The sequence below is a fragment of the Rubellimicrobium arenae genome, from assembly GCF_017916275.1.
GTDB lineage: Bacteria > Pseudomonadota > Alphaproteobacteria > Rhodobacterales > Rhodobacteraceae > Rubellimicrobium > Rubellimicrobium arenae.
Map to the genome: position 1 here is coordinate 1 of NZ_JAFMST010000017.1, position 17,069 is coordinate 17,069.

Here is a 17,069-nt window from a genome sequence, read left to right on the forward strand (position 1 = left end):
CTGGCGCGCCAGAACCGGGCTGCGGCAGGGCCTCGAGCACACCGTCCGCTGGTTCAGGCAAGAGATCGACAGCCTCCGACAGTGACGGGCCAAAGGCCCCTCCGACCCCGAAGCGACCCAAAAAGAAGTTCCGTGATGTCCGTGCCGCGTGACATGGATGGGACACACGGAACTTCAGCAATTTCGAGATCCCGATGGCAATGATCCACCCTGTCCTTCTGTGCGGCGGCTCCGGCACCCGGCTCTGGCCGCTCAGCCGCAAGAGCTATCCCAAGCAGTTCGCGGCGCTCCTGGGGAACGAAAGCCTGTTCCAGGCGTCGGCCAAGCGCCTGTCGGGCTCCCTGTTCGCGCGCCCGGTCGTGGTCACGGCCGACGCCTTCCGCTTCATCGCCGCCGAGCAGCTGGCCGAGGCGGGGATCCCGCCTGCCGCTCTCCTGATCGAGCCCGAGGGGCGGGACACCGGCGCCGCGATCCTGGCCGCCACCCTGCAGGTCGCGGCCGATGATCCCCGGGCGCTGATCCTGGTCGCCCCCTCGGACCACGTCATCCCCGAGGACCAGCAATTCCGCGACACCGTCGCCGCCGCTGCGCCCACGGCCGAGACCGGGCGCATCGTCACGTTCGGCATCGCTCCGGATCGGCCCGAGACCGGCTATGGCTACCTCGAGCTTGCGGCCCCGCCCTCGGCCGCGACGCCCGAGCCCCTGCCGCTCGTGGCCTTCGTCGAGAAGCCCGATGCCGCGAGGGCCGAGGCGATGCTGGCGGACGGGCGGCATCTTTGGAACGGGGGCCTCTTCCTGTTCCGCGCGGATGTCATGATCGATGCGGCACGCCGCCACGCGCCAGCCCTGCTTGCCGCGGTCGAAGCCTCCCTGGCGGGGGCCATGCGCGACCTGGGCTTCTGCCGGCTCGATGCGGCCGCCTGGGCCGACGCACCGACCATCTCCATCGACTACGCGATCATGGAGAAGGCCGACAACCTGTCGGTCATGCCCTACACCGGACGCTGGTCCGACCTGGGCGACTGGGCCTCGGTCTGGCGCGAGACGCAGGCGGACGGGACCGCCGCCTCCGGGCCGACGACGGCGATCGACTGCGACGGCACGCTGCTGCGGTCGGAATCGCCCGGCCAGCGGGTCGTGGGGATCGGCCTTCATGACATCGTCGCCGTGGCCATGCCCGACGCGGTGCTGGTCGCCCACAAGGACCGCGCGCAGGACGTCAAGGCCGCCGTCGCCGCCCTCAAGAAGGAGGGCGCCCGCCAGGCCGAGACCTTCCCCCGCGACCACCGCCCCTGGGGCTGGTTCGAAAGCCTTGCCATGGGCGACCGCTTCCAGGTGAAGCGCATCGTGGTCCATCCGGGCGCGGCGCTCAGCCTCCAGAGCCATCATCACCGGTCCGAGCACTGGATCGTGGTGCAGGGCACCGCCAAGGTCACCGTCGACGACGAGGTCCGCCTCGTGACCGAGAACCAGTCCGTCTACATCCCGCTGGGCGCCGTCCACCGGATGGAGAACCCGGGCAAGCTCCCCATGGTCCTCATCGAGGTCCAGACCGGGCCTTACCTGGGCGAGGACGACATCGTCCGCTACGAGGACGTTTACGCGAGGTCCTGACGAATGCAGCCCAGCGCCCCGACAGTCGGCCCGTCCCTGGCGGCCGGGCCCGGTCCGATCCGGACAGCGGGCGGCAGCCTTGCCGCCCGGGCCGCCAGCGGTGCCGCCCGCATCCTGGGCGGGTCGCGCGGGGTCGTGCTGGGCCAGGCCGTCTTCGCCGCGAGCCAGGCCGCGATCCTGATGATCCTGGCGCACCGGGGTCAGCTCGAGACCATCGGGGTGTTCACCGCGGGGCTGGCCATCTTCGGGCCGCTCTGCCTCGTGGCCAGCCTGAACTCGCGCATCCTGATCGTCATCGCCGCGGCCCCCGACCTCGGACCGCGCACGGCCTTCCGGCTTCGGGGCATCGCCGTCCTGGCAAGCGCGGCCGTCACCGCCCTGGCCCTGATCCCGGTCGCGCCCGACGCCTGGACGCTCCTGGCGGCCGGACTGCTGATCGGCACGCGCGCGGCGGACCAGCTCAGCGACGTGTCGATCGGCTTCTACCAGCGCGAGGGCCGCACGAACCTCATCTCGCGGTCCTTCGCGGTCCGGGGACTGGCCGCGCTCTCCGCCTTCATCGCCGTGCTGGTGCCGTTCGACAACGTCCCGGTGGCCTCGGCGGCGGCGGCCGTGGCTGCGACCTCGGCCGTGCTCCTTCTCGAGGTGCGGCCGCTGCTCGCCCGCTTCCCGGACCATGAGCAGGCCCCGGGCATCTGGAGCACGCTTCGTGCGCTGGTCCGCTTTCCGGCCGCCTTTTTCCCCTTCGTGGACAGCCTGCACACCAACGCGATCCGCTACGCCCTGGTGCAGGTCACATCGGCCCAGTTCCTGGGGCTGTTCGGCGTCGCCCAGGCCCTGTTCAGCCCGTTCCAGCTTTTGACCACGGCGATCGGCTACCAGCGGCTTTCCCTGTCGAAGAGCCTGGCAGAGCGGCAGGACCTCCCCGGCCTCCGGCGGCAGGCGATCCGCGGACTCGGCCTCGGGCTCGGGCTGTCGCTCCTGTTCACCGCCGGCGCCCTGCTGGTGCCGCATGCCGTCTTGGCCCTGGTCGTCGGCGACTCGGTCGAGGCGACCCGCGATGCCATGATCAAGGTCGGCGTGGCCATGTTCTTCTGGGCCCCGAACGCGATGGTGGCGCATCCGGTCATCGCCATGAACCGCCAGAGCAGCTACCTGCTCGCGCCGCTGGTGTCCCTTCTCGCCTTTGCGGGCGCTGTCGTGGGGCTGCACCTCTGGGGGACGGGAACCTCGGTCTGGCTGACCGTCCTGCTGTTCTCGGGCAGCTTCCTTATTCGGGTCGTCTGGTGCCTGGTCGTGGTGTGGCGCCCCGCCGCGCGCTGACAGGCGTTCTTTCCGTTGCCAGGAGCCCGAAGATGACGGAAAAGCCCGCACGGTCCGGCCCGCAGATCCCGGCCCTGGTCGGGGACTGACGCACCTTCGCCGCCTCATGGCGGCCCCAGCCCCGCCATCCTCCGGCCCCGCCGCTCCCCGAGGAACCACGACATGCCCAGCCGACGCAGCGTCCTCATCCTTGTCCTTGCCACCCTGGTCGCGATCTCCGTGATCGCGCCCGGCGGCGCCTTCGAGCCGCCGCCCGCCGTCGCCCGGCTCAAGGACATGGGCCGGGAGATCACCTACGCGGTCCTGGTCGGGCTGTTCCTGACGGCGGCGCTCAACCTGCTGTTCACCCTCCGGGGGGCGCGGCCCGGCGTCGTCGTCTGGGCCTATTCCGGCTTCTTCATCTTCACCGGAGCGAAGTTCGTCTACTACGACCTGGTCGGCCCCGGCCTGCTGTATTTCGGGGTCTTCGCGCTCTACTTCGTGACCTTCGGGCTGTTCCTGCCCAAGCTGTCGCGCTCGGGGCTGTTCGATCTCGATGCCGCAGTGACGGTGATCGGCCTGGCCAACCTCCTGGCGGTGGCGATCAACCTGCCGACCTCGTTCATGGCGGGCACCTCGAGCTTCTACGGGCGCTTCTCGGGCCTCGCCTTCAACGCCAACATCCTCGCCTACGCGCTGGTGCTGACCTCGGTGTGCCTGCAGGCCACCGTGCGCAACATCCCTTACCGCGCGCTCCGCACGCCGGCCCTGATGCTGGGGCTGGGCCTCAACTTCTACCTGATCTTCCTGACCCAGAGCCGCGGCGGCCTCATTCTGCTGGTCGTGTCCATGCTCATCAACTTCTACTTCTGGAACAGGACGCTCTTCCGGGTGGCGCTGGTGCTGTCGCCCTGCCTGATGCTCCTGGGCTGGCTGTTCTTCCTGAACAGCCCCCTTTACGGAGTCATCTTCGCGGATCGGGGCGACACGCGCGGCTGGGTCTTCGAACGGCAGTGGAACAGCTTCATGGCCTCGCCTTTCTTCGGCGACCCCTGGATGGATTCCCGGATCGTCTACGGCGAGAACCTGCTCCTCGGGGCCATCGCCGAGATGGGCCTTTTCGGGCTGCTGTTCGTGAGCCTCATCTGCCTTCCCCGGCTCGTCCAGTTCTATCGCCTGGGCTGGCGCCGGCGGCTGCCCACGCTCCGGCTGCGGCAGGACCACCAGCTCGCGGCGGCCTTCGTCGCCGTGACGATCCTGTCGGGCGGCCTGGAGTCCATGCTGCTGGGCGTCGTGGGACCGGCCATCATCTGCTTCCTCGTCCTCGACGCGGCCAGCCAGAGCTGGAAGCTCCCCGTGCGCCGGATGATGCAGGACCTTGCAGCCGGCGCGGGCGGTCCCGCCCTGAACGGGCAGCCGTCCTGAGCCCGCATCCCTCCCCTCACCCGAACCCCATGACGAGATCAGCCATGAGCGAACAGACAGCTCCCGACCCCCAGCGGCGGATCCGCGTGCTTCACGTGACGCCGACCTACTACCCGGCCGTGGCGTTCGGCGGACCGATCTTCTCGACCAAGGCGCTCTGCGACGGCGCGGCGCGCGACCCTGGCTTCGAGGTGCGCGTGCTGACCACGGACTCGGCCGCGCCGGGCCGGTCCGACGCGCTGCCCCTGACCGAGAACCCGGCCTGGTTCCCGGCGGGCTACGAGGTCCGCTACTGCCGCCGCCGTTTCATGACCTCGGGATCGCCCGAGCTTCTGCGGCGCCTGCCCGGGCTCATCCGCTGGGCGGACGTGGTGCATGTGACCGCCGCCTACTCCTTTCCGACGATCCCGGCGCTGCTGCTTTGCCGCCTTCTCGGCAAGCCGGTCGTCTGGTCGCCGCGCGGAAGCCTGCAGGCCACGGCGCAATGGTCCGGCGCGCCTCGGCGCCGCATGAAGGAGCTCTACGAGAGCGTCTGCAACGCCGTGCGGCCGCGCCGCACGATCCTGCACGCCACCGCCGAGATGGAGCGCGAAACCAGCCGGGGCCGGCTGGGCGACATCGAGTCCGTGGTCATCCCGAACGGCATCGAGCTGCCCGGAGAGCTGCCCGACCGGACCTGGCGGCCCGGCGGGCGGCTGCGGCTGATGTTCATGAGCCGCCTTCACGAAAAGAAGGGCCTCGATGTCCTGATCCGGGTCATGGCCCGGCTGCCCGCGCAGGTCACCCTCGACATCTACGGGGACGGCGAGGCCGACCATGTGGCGGGCTTCCGGTCGCTCGTGGCCGAGCTGGGGCTGACGGACCGCGTCCTGTTCCGCGGCCAGATCGGCGCGCAGGAAAAGCTCCGGGCCTTTGCCGAGGCGGATCTGTTCTGCCTGCCGACGCGATCGGAGAACTTCGGCATCGTGGTCGGCGAGGCGCTGGCCCATGGCGTGCCGGTCATCACGACGACCGCCGCCCCTTGGGACGGCCTGGAGACCGAGGGCTGCGGCCTGTGGACCGAGCAGGGCGAAGATGCCCTCGAGGCCGCCATCCTGTCGCTGAACAACGCCGACCTGGCGGCCCTGGGCGAACGCGGACGGCAATGGATGGAGCGCGACTTCACGCCCGTGTCCGTCTCGCTCCGCATGCGCGACGTGTATCGGCGCCTCGTCGGCGGCCGGCCCGCCGTCACCGGGGGCCGCCCGCACGCGACGGAGACGGCGCCAGCCGGTCCGGCGCCGCGCACCGCCTCGCTTCAACGCGAAGGGCACGCCCAATGACCCTGACCACCATCATCCTCACCCGTGACGAGGAGCGCCACCTCGCCCGGGCCATCGACAGCGTCCGCAGCATCTCGGACCGCATCGTGATCGTGGACTCCGGCTCGACCGACCGGACCCGCGAGCTCGCGGCCAGCCTGGGCGCGGAGGTTCTCGAGAACCCCTGGACCAACCACGCCACGCAGTTCAACTGGGGGCTCGACCACCTTCCGGCGGAAACGGAGTGGGTGCTGCGCCTGGACGCCGACGAGATCGTCACGCCCGAGCTGGCCGCACAGATCGCCGCGACCCTGCCCACGCTGGGCGCGGAGGTGGCGGGGGTCTACGTGTCGCGGCGGATGACGTTCCTGGGGCGCGCGATCCGGCACGGAGGCGTCTTCCCGATCAAGGTCCTCCGCCTGTTCCGCCAGGGCCAGGGCCGCTGTGAGGATCGCTGGATGGACGAGCACATCCTCGTGGATGGGCCGACCGTCGCGCTCAGCGGCGAGATCGTGGACGACAACCTGAACTCCCTGAGCTGGTGGACCCAGAAGCACAACGCCTACGCTTCGCGCGAGGTGGTGGACCTCCTGAACCTCGAATACGGCTTCCGGCCGCACGAGTCCGTCGCCAACCTCCGGGGCGGGCAGCAGGCCGGGGTCAAGCGATGGCTCAAGGAACGGGTCTATGCCCGGCTTCCAGGCGGGTTCCGGGCCTTTGCCTACTTCTTCTACCGCTACGTGGTCCGGATGGGCTTCCTCGACGGAAAGGAAGGCACGGCATTCCATGTGCTCCAGGGCTTCTGGTACCGGTATCTCGTGGACACGAAGCTGCACGAGGTAAAGACCTACATGCACCGGACCGGAGCCCCGCCGCTTCAGGCCATCGAGGCCGTGCTCGGCATCAGGGTGGCCTAGCGGCCCAAGCCGCGCCCGCCTGGATCCATGAGCGCCGGCTTCGCCCACCTTCTGTCCTATGCCGGCGGAGCCGCCGCCTATGCCGTGGCCGGGACCGCCGCTTTGGTCGGGCTGGGCGTGGCGGCGGGGTGGCGCCCCCTGGCGCAGGCCTGGCAGATCCTGCTGGTCACCCTGCTGTTCGTCAGCCTCACGCAGCATCCCTTTCCTGACAGGTCGGCGCTCGCCTGCCCCGTGGGCGCGGCCGCGCCGAACCTCCATCCGTTCAGCTTCCTGGGCTACCTGATCCACGGCTGGCGGCGGGCGCCGGACCTGGGCGCCTGGCTGGCGCAGGGGCAGCTTCTTTCGGTCGCGATGAACTTCGTCCTGTGCGCGGTCATCGGGGCCCTCCTGCCGCGGCACAGGATCGGGTTCGGCACGGCCCTGCTCCTGGGCTGCGGCCTGTCGCTGGCCGTCGAGCTCACGCAGCTGACGGGGATCTGGGGGCTTTATCCCTGCGCCTACCGCAAGTTCGACGTGGACGACCTGATCCTGAACATCCTCGGGGTCGCGGCCGGCTACTTCGCGGGGCGCGGGGTCCGGCGCGCCTGAGCGGCCGGCCCCGCCCCCACCCCGCTTACCCTTCGGTCATGAAGAAGCGGGCCTCGGCCATGAACTCCCCGGCATCGAGCCGGTTGGGGAACCGGGCCACCTGCAGCCCCCCGAAGTCCAGGGCTCCGGCCGTGGCGCTTTGCATCCGGAGCCGCGGCGTCCCGGCCGACGCCTGCGACCGCGTCACGATCCCGAGCCCGAACCATTCCCCGATCGGATGGGCGATCTGGTTCGAAAGCGCCGCGACGAAGCCGCTGACGTTCACGCCCGTGAAGGACAGCGGCTGCGCCGCCCGCATCATCAGGTAGATGGCGTAGAATTCGCCGGGCGCGAAGTCGGCCGCGATCCCGAGGTTGAACCCGAAATCCGCCGAGGTCACCGTCGCATGCTTCTGCTCGGGCAGGACGCCGCCGACCTGGCCAAAGGCGAGCGGGGCCGTCGTCGAAAGCTTGCCCGAGGTCAGCGCCGCGCCGGTGAAGGGCTCGGCGATGAGGAGCCGGCCGCCGAACGGGCGAAGGCCCCAGGTCTTCTCGGTCTTGGCCGGGACGCGGGCGACGATGGCGCGGCCCGTGCTGTGGACCGGCATGGGGCGCTGCACGAGGCAGGACACCGACCGGTTGTCGGTCAGGACGCGGTCCATGCGGACCCGCCCGGTCCCGATCTCGGTCACGTCGGCCTCGAAGAGGTTCGCCAAGCCATCCACGTAGATGGAGCCGCCGTCGCGCGCCACCATCCGCCCGACCCGTCCGCCGTCGACGGCGACCTGCCCGCCGAAGCTTTCGTACAGATCGCCGGTGGGCGCGGCAGTTCCGGCGACCACGGCGCCCTTCTCGTAGGTCGCGCCGTTGAAGGTCACCGTGCCCGAGGTGGCGTTGTTCTCGAACCAGGGCTGGACCAGCCGGAAGCCGCCCCGGATGCAGAGGAGCCCGATGCCGCAGCTTTCGATGCTGGCCTTGGTCAAGAGGTTGTGGGGCGTGTTGACGGTGGCCCCCAAGCCCGCCAGGCCGATGTCGCAGCTGTTGATGCGGATCGTGTCCCAGTGCTTGTTGCCCGAATGCCCGCCCGCGTTCGCCATGGCGAAGGGCAGCGTGACGCTGACCGTCGATCCCGCGCCGTTTACCAGGTCGCCGATCGTCGTGGCCCCGGTCCCGAAGGTGCCGTTCAGGATGCCCACGAAGCAGTCGCGGAGGTTCAGGTTGCGCCCGCCGTAGTAGTAGTTGTCCCCGGTCACGAGCCCGATGAGGCATTCGGTGAACGACACGTTCTCGAGCCGGTGCTCGCGCGGGGCATAGAGGCCGCAGCCCATCCGCTTGGTGCCGCCGACATAGCCCGAGAACTGGAGGTCGCGGAGGGACACGCCCCACCAGGACTGCGAGAAGGCCGACTGGCCCAGGGTGACGGCGAATTTTCCGGCGTCGCGGGCGCGGATCACGGTCGCGCCGTAGTCCCCGACCAGCGCCACGGGGACCGAGCTCGAGGCGGTGGTGAGCGCGAACTCGTGCAGGACGTAGGTGCCGCCCGGCGCATAGATCGTGCCGCCTCCGGCCGCCGCGGCGGCGGTGCGGGCCATGACGAAAGCCGCGGTGTCGTCGGCGGCCCCGTCGCCCTTGGCCCCGAAGGCGCCGACGTGCCAGCCCCTTTCGCCGGGGCGCACATAAAGCCTCACCCCTCGGGCGGTGGTCAGGTGGGCGTCGGCGGCGTCGGGCGCGGCGACCAGATAGGTGAAGCCCTGAAGCGTCGTGCGCACGATGTCGCCCTCGGCCACGGGCCGGGAGCCGGTGCCGTAGCCCATCGAGCGGTCGGCCACGAGCGCGGCGAAGGACGACAGGGTCCGGCTCGCGCGGAGCTCCACGACGGCGGCGTTGACACGGGCGGCCAGGTCGGCGCCGCTGAAGTTCGGGGTGGGCAGGTTGTCGAGGGTCATGTCAGCCCTCCGACCGGGTGCGGCAGGCGGCGTGGGGCCGGGTCGTCCGACGGAGCGGCACGGCGTCGCCGCGCCCGACGGGGCGGGTGATGGGTCTGGATCGCATGGGGAAGTCCTCCTGATATGCGACCAGGCTAGGACAGAGCGGTAACCGGCTTCTTATAGCACCGAGCGTTGCGTGCCCCTGCCCCGCACGGACCGCCCGGGTCGCCACCGTCCCGATGGGCACCCGGGCGGAGGTTCCGGGTGGGGCCCCGGACCTGGACGAGTTCGGTACCTAGGCCGAACGGGAGGGGGATCGTCGGGGGCACGGATCGGAGCGCCTAACCTGACAGTGGTCGACGAAACGGAAACGGACGGAGCGGAGGCGGACAGCCGGGGCCGGAGGGGTCGCGGGGACGCCAGGGGCGCGCCCAAGGTCGCCTGACCCCCGAATATGGCGATCGGGCGTCGATTTCGGGGCGCAGCCGCCGTCGGCCGATCCCTGCCGAGCAGGAGCAGGCCAGCCACGGCCCCGATGAATGGTCCGGTTGGAGCAAAGCACTGTTTCCTGAGCGCGAACAACCACACCACCCATAAACCTTTCAATTAGTTAAAATGCGATCTAATGGGCCTGAGCCCGCGGGTCGCCAGCAGGACCCCGGACGGACTGCCCCTGGCCGTTTCGCGAAAGGATCCGGCATGCTCATTTCCGTCGTCACCGCCGTCTTCAACCGCGCCGATACCGTCGGCGACGCCGTGGAAAGCCTGCGGTCCCAGACCTGGACCGACTGGGAGCATGTCATCCAGGATGGCGCATCGCGCGACGGGACCCTGGAGGTCCTGGAGGGCCTGTCGGACCACCGCACGCGGCTCGAGAGCGGAAAGGACGGCGGCATCTACGACGCGCTGAACCGCGCCTTTGTCAGGACCTCGGGCGAGGTGGTGGGCCTGCTGCATTCGGACGACCTGTTCGCCGCGCCCGATATCCTCGAGTCGGTGGCCGCCGCCTTCGCGGACCCCGAGGTGGACGCGGTCTATGGCGACCTCCTGTACGTCGCCCGGGACAACCCGGACCGGGTGATCCGCACCTGGACCTCGCAGCCCTTCCGGCCCGCCCTGCTGCGCCGGGGCTGGATGCCCGCGCATCCGACCCTGTTCCTGCGCCGCCGCGTGATCGAGCAGCATGGCGCCTTCGACACCGCCTACCGGATCGCCGCCGACTACGACGCCGTGCTGCGCTACTTCCGCCAGCCGGGCTTCCGGGCGGTGCACGTGCCCAAGGTCTTCGTGCGGATGCGGGTCGGCGGCGAAAGCAACCGCTCGGTCGAGCGCATCCTCAAGAAGAGCCGCGAGGACCTGCGCGCCCTGCGGACGAACCGCGTGGGCGGGGTCGGCACGCTCCTGTTCAAGAACGCGAGCAAGATCAGCCAGTTCTTCTAGGCCGTCAGGCGGTCACGAAGCTCACCCCGCCCGGGTCCACCAGGGCGGCCGTGAGCCGGCCCGTCGCATAGGCCCCGGTGTCCACGGCGATCCGCCCGCTCTCGGCCAGCGGCTCGGGCGTGATGGTATGGCCGTGGGCGATCCAGATCCCGTCGGCGCGGACCCCTTCGGCAAAGCGGGGATGGCCCCAGATCAGCGTCCGTTCGGACTGCTGCTCCAGGGGGAGGGTGGGGTCGGCGGCGGCGTGGACCACGGCGACGTTCCCGCTCCTCCAGACCAGGGGGCGGAGACGGAGCCAGTCGGTCAGCTCCTCGCCCATGGCGGCGGCGAGGCGGTCCCGGGCCGCCTCGAGCGCCTCTCCCCTGGCGCTGGGGGTGACCCCGCCGACGCCGTAGCTCGCCAGGGTCTGGAGCCCCCCGTTCACGAGCCAGCGCGGTCCCTGCCGTTCCGGGTCGGCCAGGAAGCCCAGGCACATGGCCTCGTGGTTGCCCTTGAGGCAGACGAGGTCGGGCCGGGCGGCGAGCCGGGCCAGGACGGCCGCGCTCTGCTCGCCCCGGTCGATGTAGTCGCCGACCAGGATGATGCGCCGGCCGGGCTCGGTCGCCGCGAGCCGGTCGAGAAGCCGCCCGAGAAGGTCGTCGCGCCCATGGACGTCCCCGATCACGGCCAGGGGTTCGTCCGGGGCGAGCGGGGCGTCGAACACCGCGGGGGCCGCCTTGCTGCGGCGTCCGAACAGATCCAGGAGACGTCTCATCGGTCCTGTGGCCCTTTCCTGATCCTCGTGGAGCCTGGGGCCAGCGGCCCGCGTGCGGGTGCGGCCCTGGTCCCATCCCCCGGCTCTCCCGTGCGGCGCGCGGCGCGGGAGGTCAAGGGCCGACCCCGCCCCGGAAGGCCGCCTCGGCTTCGGCCCGCAGCAGGTCGGGCCGGTCCAGATAGCGGGGCGAGTGGTGGAAGACGGTGATCCGCCGCGCCCCGGCCTCCCGCGCAAGCTCGCCCGCCCGTGCGGCCGTATGGTGCAGGCGGTCGCGCGCGATGGCCTCGTCCTCGCCCAGGAAGACCGCCTCGATGAAGAGGTGATGGGCGTCGCGGGCCAGCCGGCGGATCGCGGCGGCGTTCGCGGGCGTCATCGCGGCGTCGGTGACATAGGCCAGGCGCTGGCCGGGGGCGACCTGAAAGGCCGCGGCCCGAAGGTCCCCCAGCCGCATCGGGGGGCCCCCGCCCGTGTCCACGGCAAGGTCGTCGGGCGCGCCGCGGCGGACCGCGCTCTTGGCGGCGTTGAGCCAGGGACCGACCGCGAGGCCCAGCCGCTCCAGACCGTCCACGCGCACGTTGACCCGCGCCCGCTCCTGCAGGGCAAAGGCGAGGCAGGGCAGACCGTGGTCGAGCGTCGCGGCCTCGACCTGCAGGTCGTCCTCGGCCAGCACCAGCCCGGGCTCCAGCCCCGCGTCGCCGGCCGGGCTTGGCCGGAAGGCGTCGCGGGCGCGGAAGGCGGTCCAGGGGCCGAGGCGGTCGTCCGCGAACTCGGCCGCCAGCACCGTGAGGTCGGGCGAGCCCTCGCCCAGGAGGTTCCAGGCATAGGCGTCGAGCTTGGCCCGGATGCCGCCCACCAGGCCGGGCGGCCCGACCATCCGGATCACGCCGGGGCGGTTCAGCCGCAGGCGCAGGAGCCGGTCGAAGCCCACGAAATGGTCCATGTGCCGGTGCGACACGAAGACATCCGTCACGCGCAGCAGCTCGCGCGGGGAAAGCGGCCCGAGGTCGCCCAGGTCGAACAGCACCGCCCGTCGCCCGAAGAGGAGGTCGAGGTAGAGCCCCGGGTCTCCGAACGGCTCGTTCACGAGCCGGGCCTGCACGAGCCAGCTCACCCCAGCAGCCACCGGAGCGAGCGGCGCAGATGCGCCGTGCCGTCGCGGTCGAACCACTTGCCGTGGGCGAAGATCACCCGCTCGGGGCCCCAGTCCACGAGCTCGCGCGCGAGCGCCCTGGCAGCGGACCGGTTGAGGTTGACGGCAAGGCGGTAATGGGGCGGCGCCATCCCGTCCGGCTCCATGGCCCCGCCTGCGCGGACAAGGGGGCGGAGCGCCGGGTTGAGCTTGTCGGCCTCGAAGTTCTCCACCAGGTCCGTGAGGACCAGCGTGCGCGAGGCGCGGTGCAGGAACACGGCCTCGGTCAGGCCGAGCCCGCCCTGGAGGAGCCGCTGCTCCATGTCGTCGGCCCAGGCCGCGGGCGCCACCGGGCCCAGGTCCTCGTCGAGCCGCACGCCGGACATGCGGACCTGCCAGCGCCGCCGCAGCCCCGGCGCGGCCCAGGTCCTGGCCCCCGGGCATTGCCCCTGCCAGTCCTTGACGAAGGACCAGTGCGCGATGTTCGGCGCGACCAGGTGCGCGATGGGCCCGATCCTCTCGATCTCGCGGTGGAGCCGGGCGTTGTAGGGCGTGGGCGAATGCAGCCACACCCCGCCCGAGCCGAGCCGCACCACGGTCATCCGGACCGGCACCTCGATCATGAGGACGTGCAGGGGGCCGCCATCCACCACCCAGATGCCCTCGGCGACGGGCTTGAGGGTGTCGAGGGGCGGGTAGACGACAGGGCTGGTTCCGTCCGTGGCCATGGGATGTCCCCTTCGCAGGTCCGATGCCGCATCAACGACCTGGCGTGCCGGAAGGTCCCTCGGGCCGGAGCCCGTGTCGGGACCGCGTCAGGGCCAGGGCAGATCGACCGGCTCGCCGGGCTGGAGCGGCTGGAACCGTTCGGGCGGGAGGTCGTGCCGCGCCAGGGCGGCGGCCAGGTCCCGGGGCGGCGCGTCGGCCTCCTCCCAGGTGAGCTGGAACGTGCCCCAATGGTGCCCCAGCGCCCGCCGCGCCCCGCAGTCGAGCATGATCCGCACGGCCTCCTCGGGGTCGACGTGCTGCGTGCCCACGTACCAGCGCGGCTCGTAGGCCCCGATGGGGATCAGGGCCAGGTCCGGCGGGCCGTAGACCTCGCGGATGCGGCGGAAGATGCTGCCGTCGCCGTAGGACGTGTCGCCCACGTGATACAGCACGCCGCCCGCGCCGGTCAGGACATAGGAGCCCCAGAGCGCCATGCGCCGGTCCCAGAGGCTTCGCCCCGACCAGTGCAGCGCCGGTTCGAGATGCACCGAAAGGCCGTCCGACAGCCGCAGCCCCTGCCCCCAGTCCAGCGTCTCGACCGGCATGGCGCGGTCGTAGCGGCGCAGCACGGCGTCGTTGCCCAGGGGCGCGAGGATGCGGGGGGCGAACCGCGCCCAGAGCCGGGCGATGCCGGGGCCGTCGAGGTGGTCCCAATGGTTGTGGGTCAGGAGGATCGCGTCGATGGGCGGGAGGTCCTCCCAGCGGATGCCCGGGGGATGCGCGCGCCGCGGGCCGGAATGGGGCCAGGGGCCGAGCCATTCGGCGAAAACGGGGTCGATGAGGAGGTTGTGCCCCGCCACCTGCACGAGGAGGCTCGAATGGCCGATGGAGGTCACGCGAAGCGCCGCGACCCGCTGGGGCGGCACGACCGGGCGCACGGGACGCGGCGGCGCGGTCCACCTTCGGGCGATCTGGCCGCGCACCATCCGGAGGTGGGTGGCCATACCGCGCCGGGGCGGCTCGTCGTGCGAGAAGAAGCGGTTCCCGTCGAAATGGCCCGAGACCGGACCGTCGTAATAGCGATTGCGCCGTGTCATGTGCCCTCCGCGCGGCCCGACAGGGGGAACGCGGCGGGCCACCGTCCGGTTCGCTCAGCGTCCGTCGCTCAGTGGGATGCGGCCGGGCGCACGATCCGCAGCAGGCCCAGGGCGACCAGGCCCACCCCGAGGCCGACCACCGCCGAGGCCAGCGCCCGCACGACCCAGTCCACCGCGCCCTCGATCGGCCCGATCAGGGGCGCCACGGCATGGGCGAGGCCGTGGATGATCTCCTCGGGCCGGTGCCAGCCGAAGGTGGCGAGGCCATGGACCAGGATGTTGCCGCCGACCCAGAGCATGGCGACGGTGCCCACCACGCTCAGCACCGCGAGGACCTTGGGCATGCCCACGACCAGCGCCCGGCCGACGATGCAGCGCAGGCCGCCCTTGGTGGCGCCCCGCGCCATGGCCGCGCCGATGTCGTCGGCCTTCACGATCAGCGCCACCGCGCCGTAGACGCCCGCCGTGATGAGCACCCCCACGATGGCCAGGACCACCGCCTGCGTGAGGAGCTGCGGCGCCTCGATGGTGGCAAGGGCGATGGCCATGATCTCGGCGGACAGGATCAGGTCCGTGCGGATCGCGCCCGAGACCTTCTCGTTCTCGAGCTCCTCGGGCGTGTGGGCGGCGCTCTGCTCCTCGTCCTGGGACTCGGGGTCGTGCCGCAGCATGTGGATCAGCTTCTCGGCGCCCTCGAAGCAGAGATACGCCCCCCCGACCATCAGGATCGGCGTGATGAGCCAGGGCATGAGGGCGCTGAGCAGCAGCGCGGCCGGCAGGAGGAACACGAGCTTGTTGCGCAGGCTGCCCTTGGCGATGCGCCAGATGATCGACAGCTCGCGCTCGGCGGCGAAGCCCACGGCGTAGCGCGGCGTGACCGCCGTGTCGTCGATCACCACCCCGGCGGCCTTGCTGCCCGCCTTGACGGTCTGGGTCGCCACGTCGTCGAGCGTGGCCGCCGCGACCTTCGCGATCGTGGCCACGTCGTCCAGAAGGGCGAACAATCCCGATGCCATGGCTCCGCACCCTTATCCCGCCGGCCGCAGGAGCGCGCGGGCGCCATCGGCCAAGTCATTGAACCTGTTTCCGGATAGCGTGACACCCGGGGGGCGGCCAGCCCGGAAACGATGGGACGGGGCGCTGCCGGCGCAGGCCCCGTCCCCCGTGGTCTCCGTTCCGAGCTACTTCAGCCGCTCGTCGCGGGTGTGGTGGCTGTCGCGCTCGCCGCCGCCGGACGACTTGCCGCTGCGATGGTTGTCCTGCACCTCGCCGGGCTTGTTCGGGTCGAGCGGCTTCTTCGCGTTCTCGTGGGACGCGCCAGGGCCGCCCTGGCGGATGGTGTTGGGGCTCTTGTCAGAGGTGGACATGGGTCACCTGTCCTGCTGGAGGCCTTGGTTGGTGGTGTTGACCTTGCTGTTGCCGGCCTGGCCGATCTTGTCGGGGTTCTGCTTCTGCGGATTCCCGACATGGACGGCCGGGTCGTCCGGGTGCGCGGCCGAGACCGGGCCCTTGTCGCTCTGGTTCCCCGGGGGAACCGGGGGCATCTTGCTGCTCATGGGATATCTCCTCAGGCGTTCGCTTCGCCGTCGTCGAGGGTGGCGCGGCTGTCCGCGAGCTCGTCGTCCTCGATCCGGCGGTTGGCGGCGTGGTCACGGTATTGGTCGGTCTGCACGGCCTTGCTGTCGAGCCCGCGCTCGTCGGAGTGCTGCGCCTTGTCGCGGTTGGACAGGATCATGTTGTCGGGAATGTCGGCGGTGTCGATCGTGGTCATCGCCCCTGTGCCGTCGCCCTTGCCCTGGGATCCAGGACCGAAGTGCTTGCGGCTTGCATGTGCCATGATGGCCTTCCTCCATGAACGCGTCGGGCGGGGTCCGCCGCCGTCATGTTCAACCATCCGGAGCAAGGGGAGTTCCGATTGCCGCTGGGAGAGTGCGCGCCTCAGGCCGCGCCGGGCCGTTCGGAGGGGCGGATCGCCCGCCGTTCGAGCCGCCCCGCGCGGAGCAGCGTCAGGGTCGCCTCCTGGCCGATCCGCCCTTCGGACAGCGCCCGCACCAGGGCATCGACGCCGGGAAGCGGCTGATCGTCGAGCGCCAGGAGCGTGTCCCCGACCCGGAGGTCGGCCAGGGCCGCCGGGCCGCCGGCCACGACCTCGCTCAGCCGGACGCCCGAGGCGGCGGCCAGGCCCGCCACCCGCGCCACCTTGCGGGGCAGCGCGGTCGTCTGGCCCGCGACCCCGATCCAGGCCCGGCGGACGCGGCCATGGCGGAGGAGCTGGCCCGCCACGAAGGCGGCCGTGTCGCTCGCCACCGCGAAGCAGAGGCCCTGCGCCCCCCGGATGACCGCCGTGTTGATCCCGACGACCTCGCCCGCGCTGCTGACGAGCGCCCCGCCCGAGTTGCCGGGGTTGAGCGCCGCGTCCGTCTGGATCACGTCCTCGATGAGCCGCCCGTTCCGCGCCCGGAGGCTGCGGCCCAGCGCCGAGACGACCCCTGCGGTCACCGTCGATTCGAAGCCCAGCGGATTGCCCAGCGCCACCACGAGCTGCCCCTGCCGCAGCGCGCGGGACGCCCCCAGATGCGCGAAGGGCAGCGTTCCCGCATGGGTCCGGAGCAGGGCCAGGTCCGTGTCCTCGTCCACCCCCACGAGGGCGGCGCCGCCCTCGGTCCCGTCGGTCAGGTGGACGCGCAGGCCGCGCCCCTCGCCCGCGACATGGGCGTTGGTGAGCACGAGCCCATCCGGCGCGATGACCACGCCCGAGCCGCCGCCCCCGCGCGGGGTCTCGATGCGGACGACGGCGGGGCCGACCCGCTCCACGGCGCCGACCACGGCGGCGGAATAGGCATCGAGGATCGCGATGTCGTCCTTGGGAAGGGGTGCGGCCATGGC

At 71.4% G+C, this 17,069-nt stretch carries 17 protein-coding genes; 7 read left to right on the plus strand and 10 right to left on the minus strand.

Annotated features, from left to right (window positions below):
* Positions 1-200 precede the first annotated feature (200 nt).
* From J3P31_RS19780 to J3P31_RS19805, 6 genes are all read left to right on the plus strand, one after another.
* Positions 201-1,616: a mannose-1-phosphate guanylyltransferase/mannose-6-phosphate isomerase gene (locus tag J3P31_RS19780; RefSeq protein WP_210530303.1), complete on the plus strand. Its 1,416-nt coding sequence runs from the start codon at positions 201-203 to the stop codon at positions 1,614-1,616.
* Positions 1,617-1,619: 3 nt separating this feature from the next.
* Positions 1,620-2,939 carry a hypothetical protein gene (locus J3P31_RS19785; protein WP_210530254.1) on the plus strand — a complete coding sequence of 440 codons (1,320 nt, stop codon included), beginning with the start codon at positions 1,620-1,622 and terminating at the stop codon, positions 2,937-2,939.
* A gap of 162 nt (positions 2,940-3,101) precedes the next feature.
* On the plus strand, positions 3,102-4,343 hold the full coding sequence (locus tag J3P31_RS19790) for an O-antigen ligase family protein (RefSeq protein ID WP_210530255.1): 1,242 nt from the start codon (positions 3,102-3,104) through the stop codon (positions 4,341-4,343).
* 44 nt (positions 4,344-4,387) lie between these two features.
* Positions 4,388-5,665 (plus strand): glycosyltransferase, encoded by a 1,278-nt coding sequence (locus tag J3P31_RS19795; protein ID WP_246849705.1) that lies wholly within the window; start codon positions 4,388-4,390, stop codon positions 5,663-5,665.
* Positions 5,662-6,561 carry a glycosyltransferase family 2 protein gene (locus J3P31_RS19800; protein ID WP_210530256.1) on the plus strand — a complete coding sequence of 300 codons (900 nt, stop codon included), beginning with the start codon at positions 5,662-5,664 and terminating at the stop codon, positions 6,559-6,561. Before J3P31_RS19795 ends, J3P31_RS19800 begins: the two co-directional genes overlap by 4 nt.
* A gap of 27 nt (positions 6,562-6,588) precedes the next feature.
* A complete protein-coding gene (locus tag J3P31_RS19805; protein ID WP_210530257.1) occupies positions 6,589-7,149 on the plus strand; it encodes a VanZ family protein in 561 nt (186 codons plus the stop codon).
* 25 nt (positions 7,150-7,174) lie between these two features.
* Here J3P31_RS19805 and J3P31_RS19810 read toward each other — a convergent pair whose 3' ends face one another.
* Entirely contained in the window at positions 7,175-9,073 is a 1,899-nt protein-coding gene (locus tag J3P31_RS19810) for a glycosyl hydrolase family 28-related protein (protein WP_210530258.1), read from the minus strand.
* Between the two features lie 681 nt (positions 9,074-9,754).
* Here J3P31_RS19810 and J3P31_RS19815 point away from each other — a divergent pair.
* Entirely contained in the window at positions 9,755-10,495 is a 741-nt protein-coding gene (locus J3P31_RS19815) for a glycosyltransferase family 2 protein (protein WP_210530259.1), read from the plus strand.
* A gap of 4 nt (positions 10,496-10,499) precedes the next feature.
* Here the strand turns inward: J3P31_RS19815 and J3P31_RS19820 are convergent, their stop codons facing one another.
* The 9 genes from J3P31_RS19820 to J3P31_RS19860 form a co-directional block, all read right to left on the minus strand.
* On the minus strand, positions 10,500-11,249 hold the full coding sequence (locus tag J3P31_RS19820; protein WP_210530260.1) for a metallophosphoesterase: 750 nt from the start codon (positions 11,247-11,249) through the stop codon (positions 10,500-10,502).
* 112 nt (positions 11,250-11,361) lie between these two features.
* Entirely contained in the window at positions 11,362-12,360 is a 999-nt protein-coding gene (locus J3P31_RS19825) for an MBL fold metallo-hydrolase (protein WP_210530261.1), read from the minus strand.
* Positions 12,357-13,106, minus strand: coding sequence for a DUF4336 domain-containing protein (locus J3P31_RS19830; RefSeq protein WP_210530262.1), 750 nt, complete (start codon positions 13,104-13,106; stop codon positions 12,357-12,359). Before J3P31_RS19830 ends, J3P31_RS19825 begins: the two co-directional genes overlap by 4 nt.
* 87 nt (positions 13,107-13,193) lie before the next feature.
* Entirely contained in the window at positions 13,194-14,183 is a 990-nt protein-coding gene (locus tag J3P31_RS19835; RefSeq protein WP_210530263.1) for an MBL fold metallo-hydrolase, read from the minus strand.
* 68 nt (positions 14,184-14,251) lie between these two features.
* Entirely contained in the window at positions 14,252-15,199 is a 948-nt protein-coding gene (locus tag J3P31_RS19840) for a DUF808 domain-containing protein (protein WP_210530264.1), read from the minus strand.
* A 165-nt stretch (positions 15,200-15,364) separates the two neighbouring features.
* Complete coding sequence (locus tag J3P31_RS19845) at positions 15,365-15,550, minus strand: hypothetical protein (protein WP_210530265.1); 186 nt, start codon at positions 15,548-15,550, stop codon at positions 15,365-15,367.
* 3 nt (positions 15,551-15,553) lie between these two features.
* Entirely contained in the window at positions 15,554-15,739 is a 186-nt protein-coding gene (locus J3P31_RS19850) for a hypothetical protein (RefSeq protein ID WP_210530266.1), read from the minus strand.
* An 11-nt stretch (positions 15,740-15,750) separates the two neighbouring features.
* On the minus strand, positions 15,751-16,020 hold the full coding sequence (locus tag J3P31_RS19855) for a hypothetical protein (RefSeq protein ID WP_210530267.1): 270 nt from the start codon (positions 16,018-16,020) through the stop codon (positions 15,751-15,753).
* Positions 16,021-16,121: 101 nt separating this feature from the next.
* Positions 16,122-17,066: a S1C family serine protease gene (locus tag J3P31_RS19860; RefSeq protein WP_210530268.1), complete on the minus strand. Its 945-nt coding sequence runs from the start codon at positions 17,064-17,066 to the stop codon at positions 16,122-16,124.
* Positions 17,067-17,069: the final 3 nt, after the last annotated feature.

Excerpts from the sequence above, each read along its gene's own strand:
- J3P31_RS19780 (WP_210530303.1), top strand. The coding sequence starts at position 201 with ATGATCCACCCTGTCCTTCTGTGCGGCGGCTCCGGCACCCGGCTCTGG.
- J3P31_RS19785 (WP_210530254.1), top strand. The coding sequence starts at position 1,620 with ATGCAGCCCAGCGCCCCGACAGTCGGCCCGTCCCTGGCGGCCGGGCCC.
- J3P31_RS19790 (WP_210530255.1), top strand. The coding sequence starts at position 3,102 with ATGCCCAGCCGACGCAGCGTCCTCATCCTTGTCCTTGCCACCCTGGTC.
- J3P31_RS19795 (WP_246849705.1), top strand. The coding sequence starts at position 4,388 with ATGAGCGAACAGACAGCTCCCGACCCCCAGCGGCGGATCCGCGTGCTT.
- J3P31_RS19800 (WP_210530256.1), top strand. The coding sequence starts at position 5,662 with ATGACCCTGACCACCATCATCCTCACCCGTGACGAGGAGCGCCACCTC.
- J3P31_RS19805 (WP_210530257.1), top strand. The coding sequence starts at position 6,589 with ATGAGCGCCGGCTTCGCCCACCTTCTGTCCTATGCCGGCGGAGCCGCC.
- J3P31_RS19810 (WP_210530258.1), bottom strand. The coding sequence starts at position 9,073 with ATGACCCTCGACAACCTGCCCACCCCGAACTTCAGCGGCGCCGACCTG.
- J3P31_RS19815 (WP_210530259.1), top strand. The coding sequence starts at position 9,755 with ATGCTCATTTCCGTCGTCACCGCCGTCTTCAACCGCGCCGATACCGTC.
- J3P31_RS19820 (WP_210530260.1), bottom strand. The coding sequence starts at position 11,249 with ATGAGACGTCTCCTGGATCTGTTCGGACGCCGCAGCAAGGCGGCCCCC.
- J3P31_RS19830 (WP_210530262.1), bottom strand. The coding sequence starts at position 13,106 with ATGGCCACGGACGGAACCAGCCCTGTCGTCTACCCGCCCCTCGACACC.
- J3P31_RS19835 (WP_210530263.1), bottom strand. The coding sequence starts at position 14,183 with ATGACACGGCGCAATCGCTATTACGACGGTCCGGTCTCGGGCCATTTC.
- J3P31_RS19840 (WP_210530264.1), bottom strand. The coding sequence starts at position 15,199 with ATGGCATCGGGATTGTTCGCCCTTCTGGACGACGTGGCCACGATCGCG.
- J3P31_RS19845 (WP_210530265.1), bottom strand. The coding sequence starts at position 15,550 with ATGTCCACCTCTGACAAGAGCCCCAACACCATCCGCCAGGGCGGCCCT.
- J3P31_RS19850 (WP_210530266.1), bottom strand. The coding sequence starts at position 15,739 with ATGAGCAGCAAGATGCCCCCGGTTCCCCCGGGGAACCAGAGCGACAAG.
- J3P31_RS19855 (WP_210530267.1), bottom strand. The coding sequence starts at position 16,020 with ATGGCACATGCAAGCCGCAAGCACTTCGGTCCTGGATCCCAGGGCAAG.
- J3P31_RS19860 (WP_210530268.1), bottom strand. The coding sequence starts at position 17,066 with ATGGCCGCACCCCTTCCCAAGGACGACATCGCGATCCTCGATGCCTAT.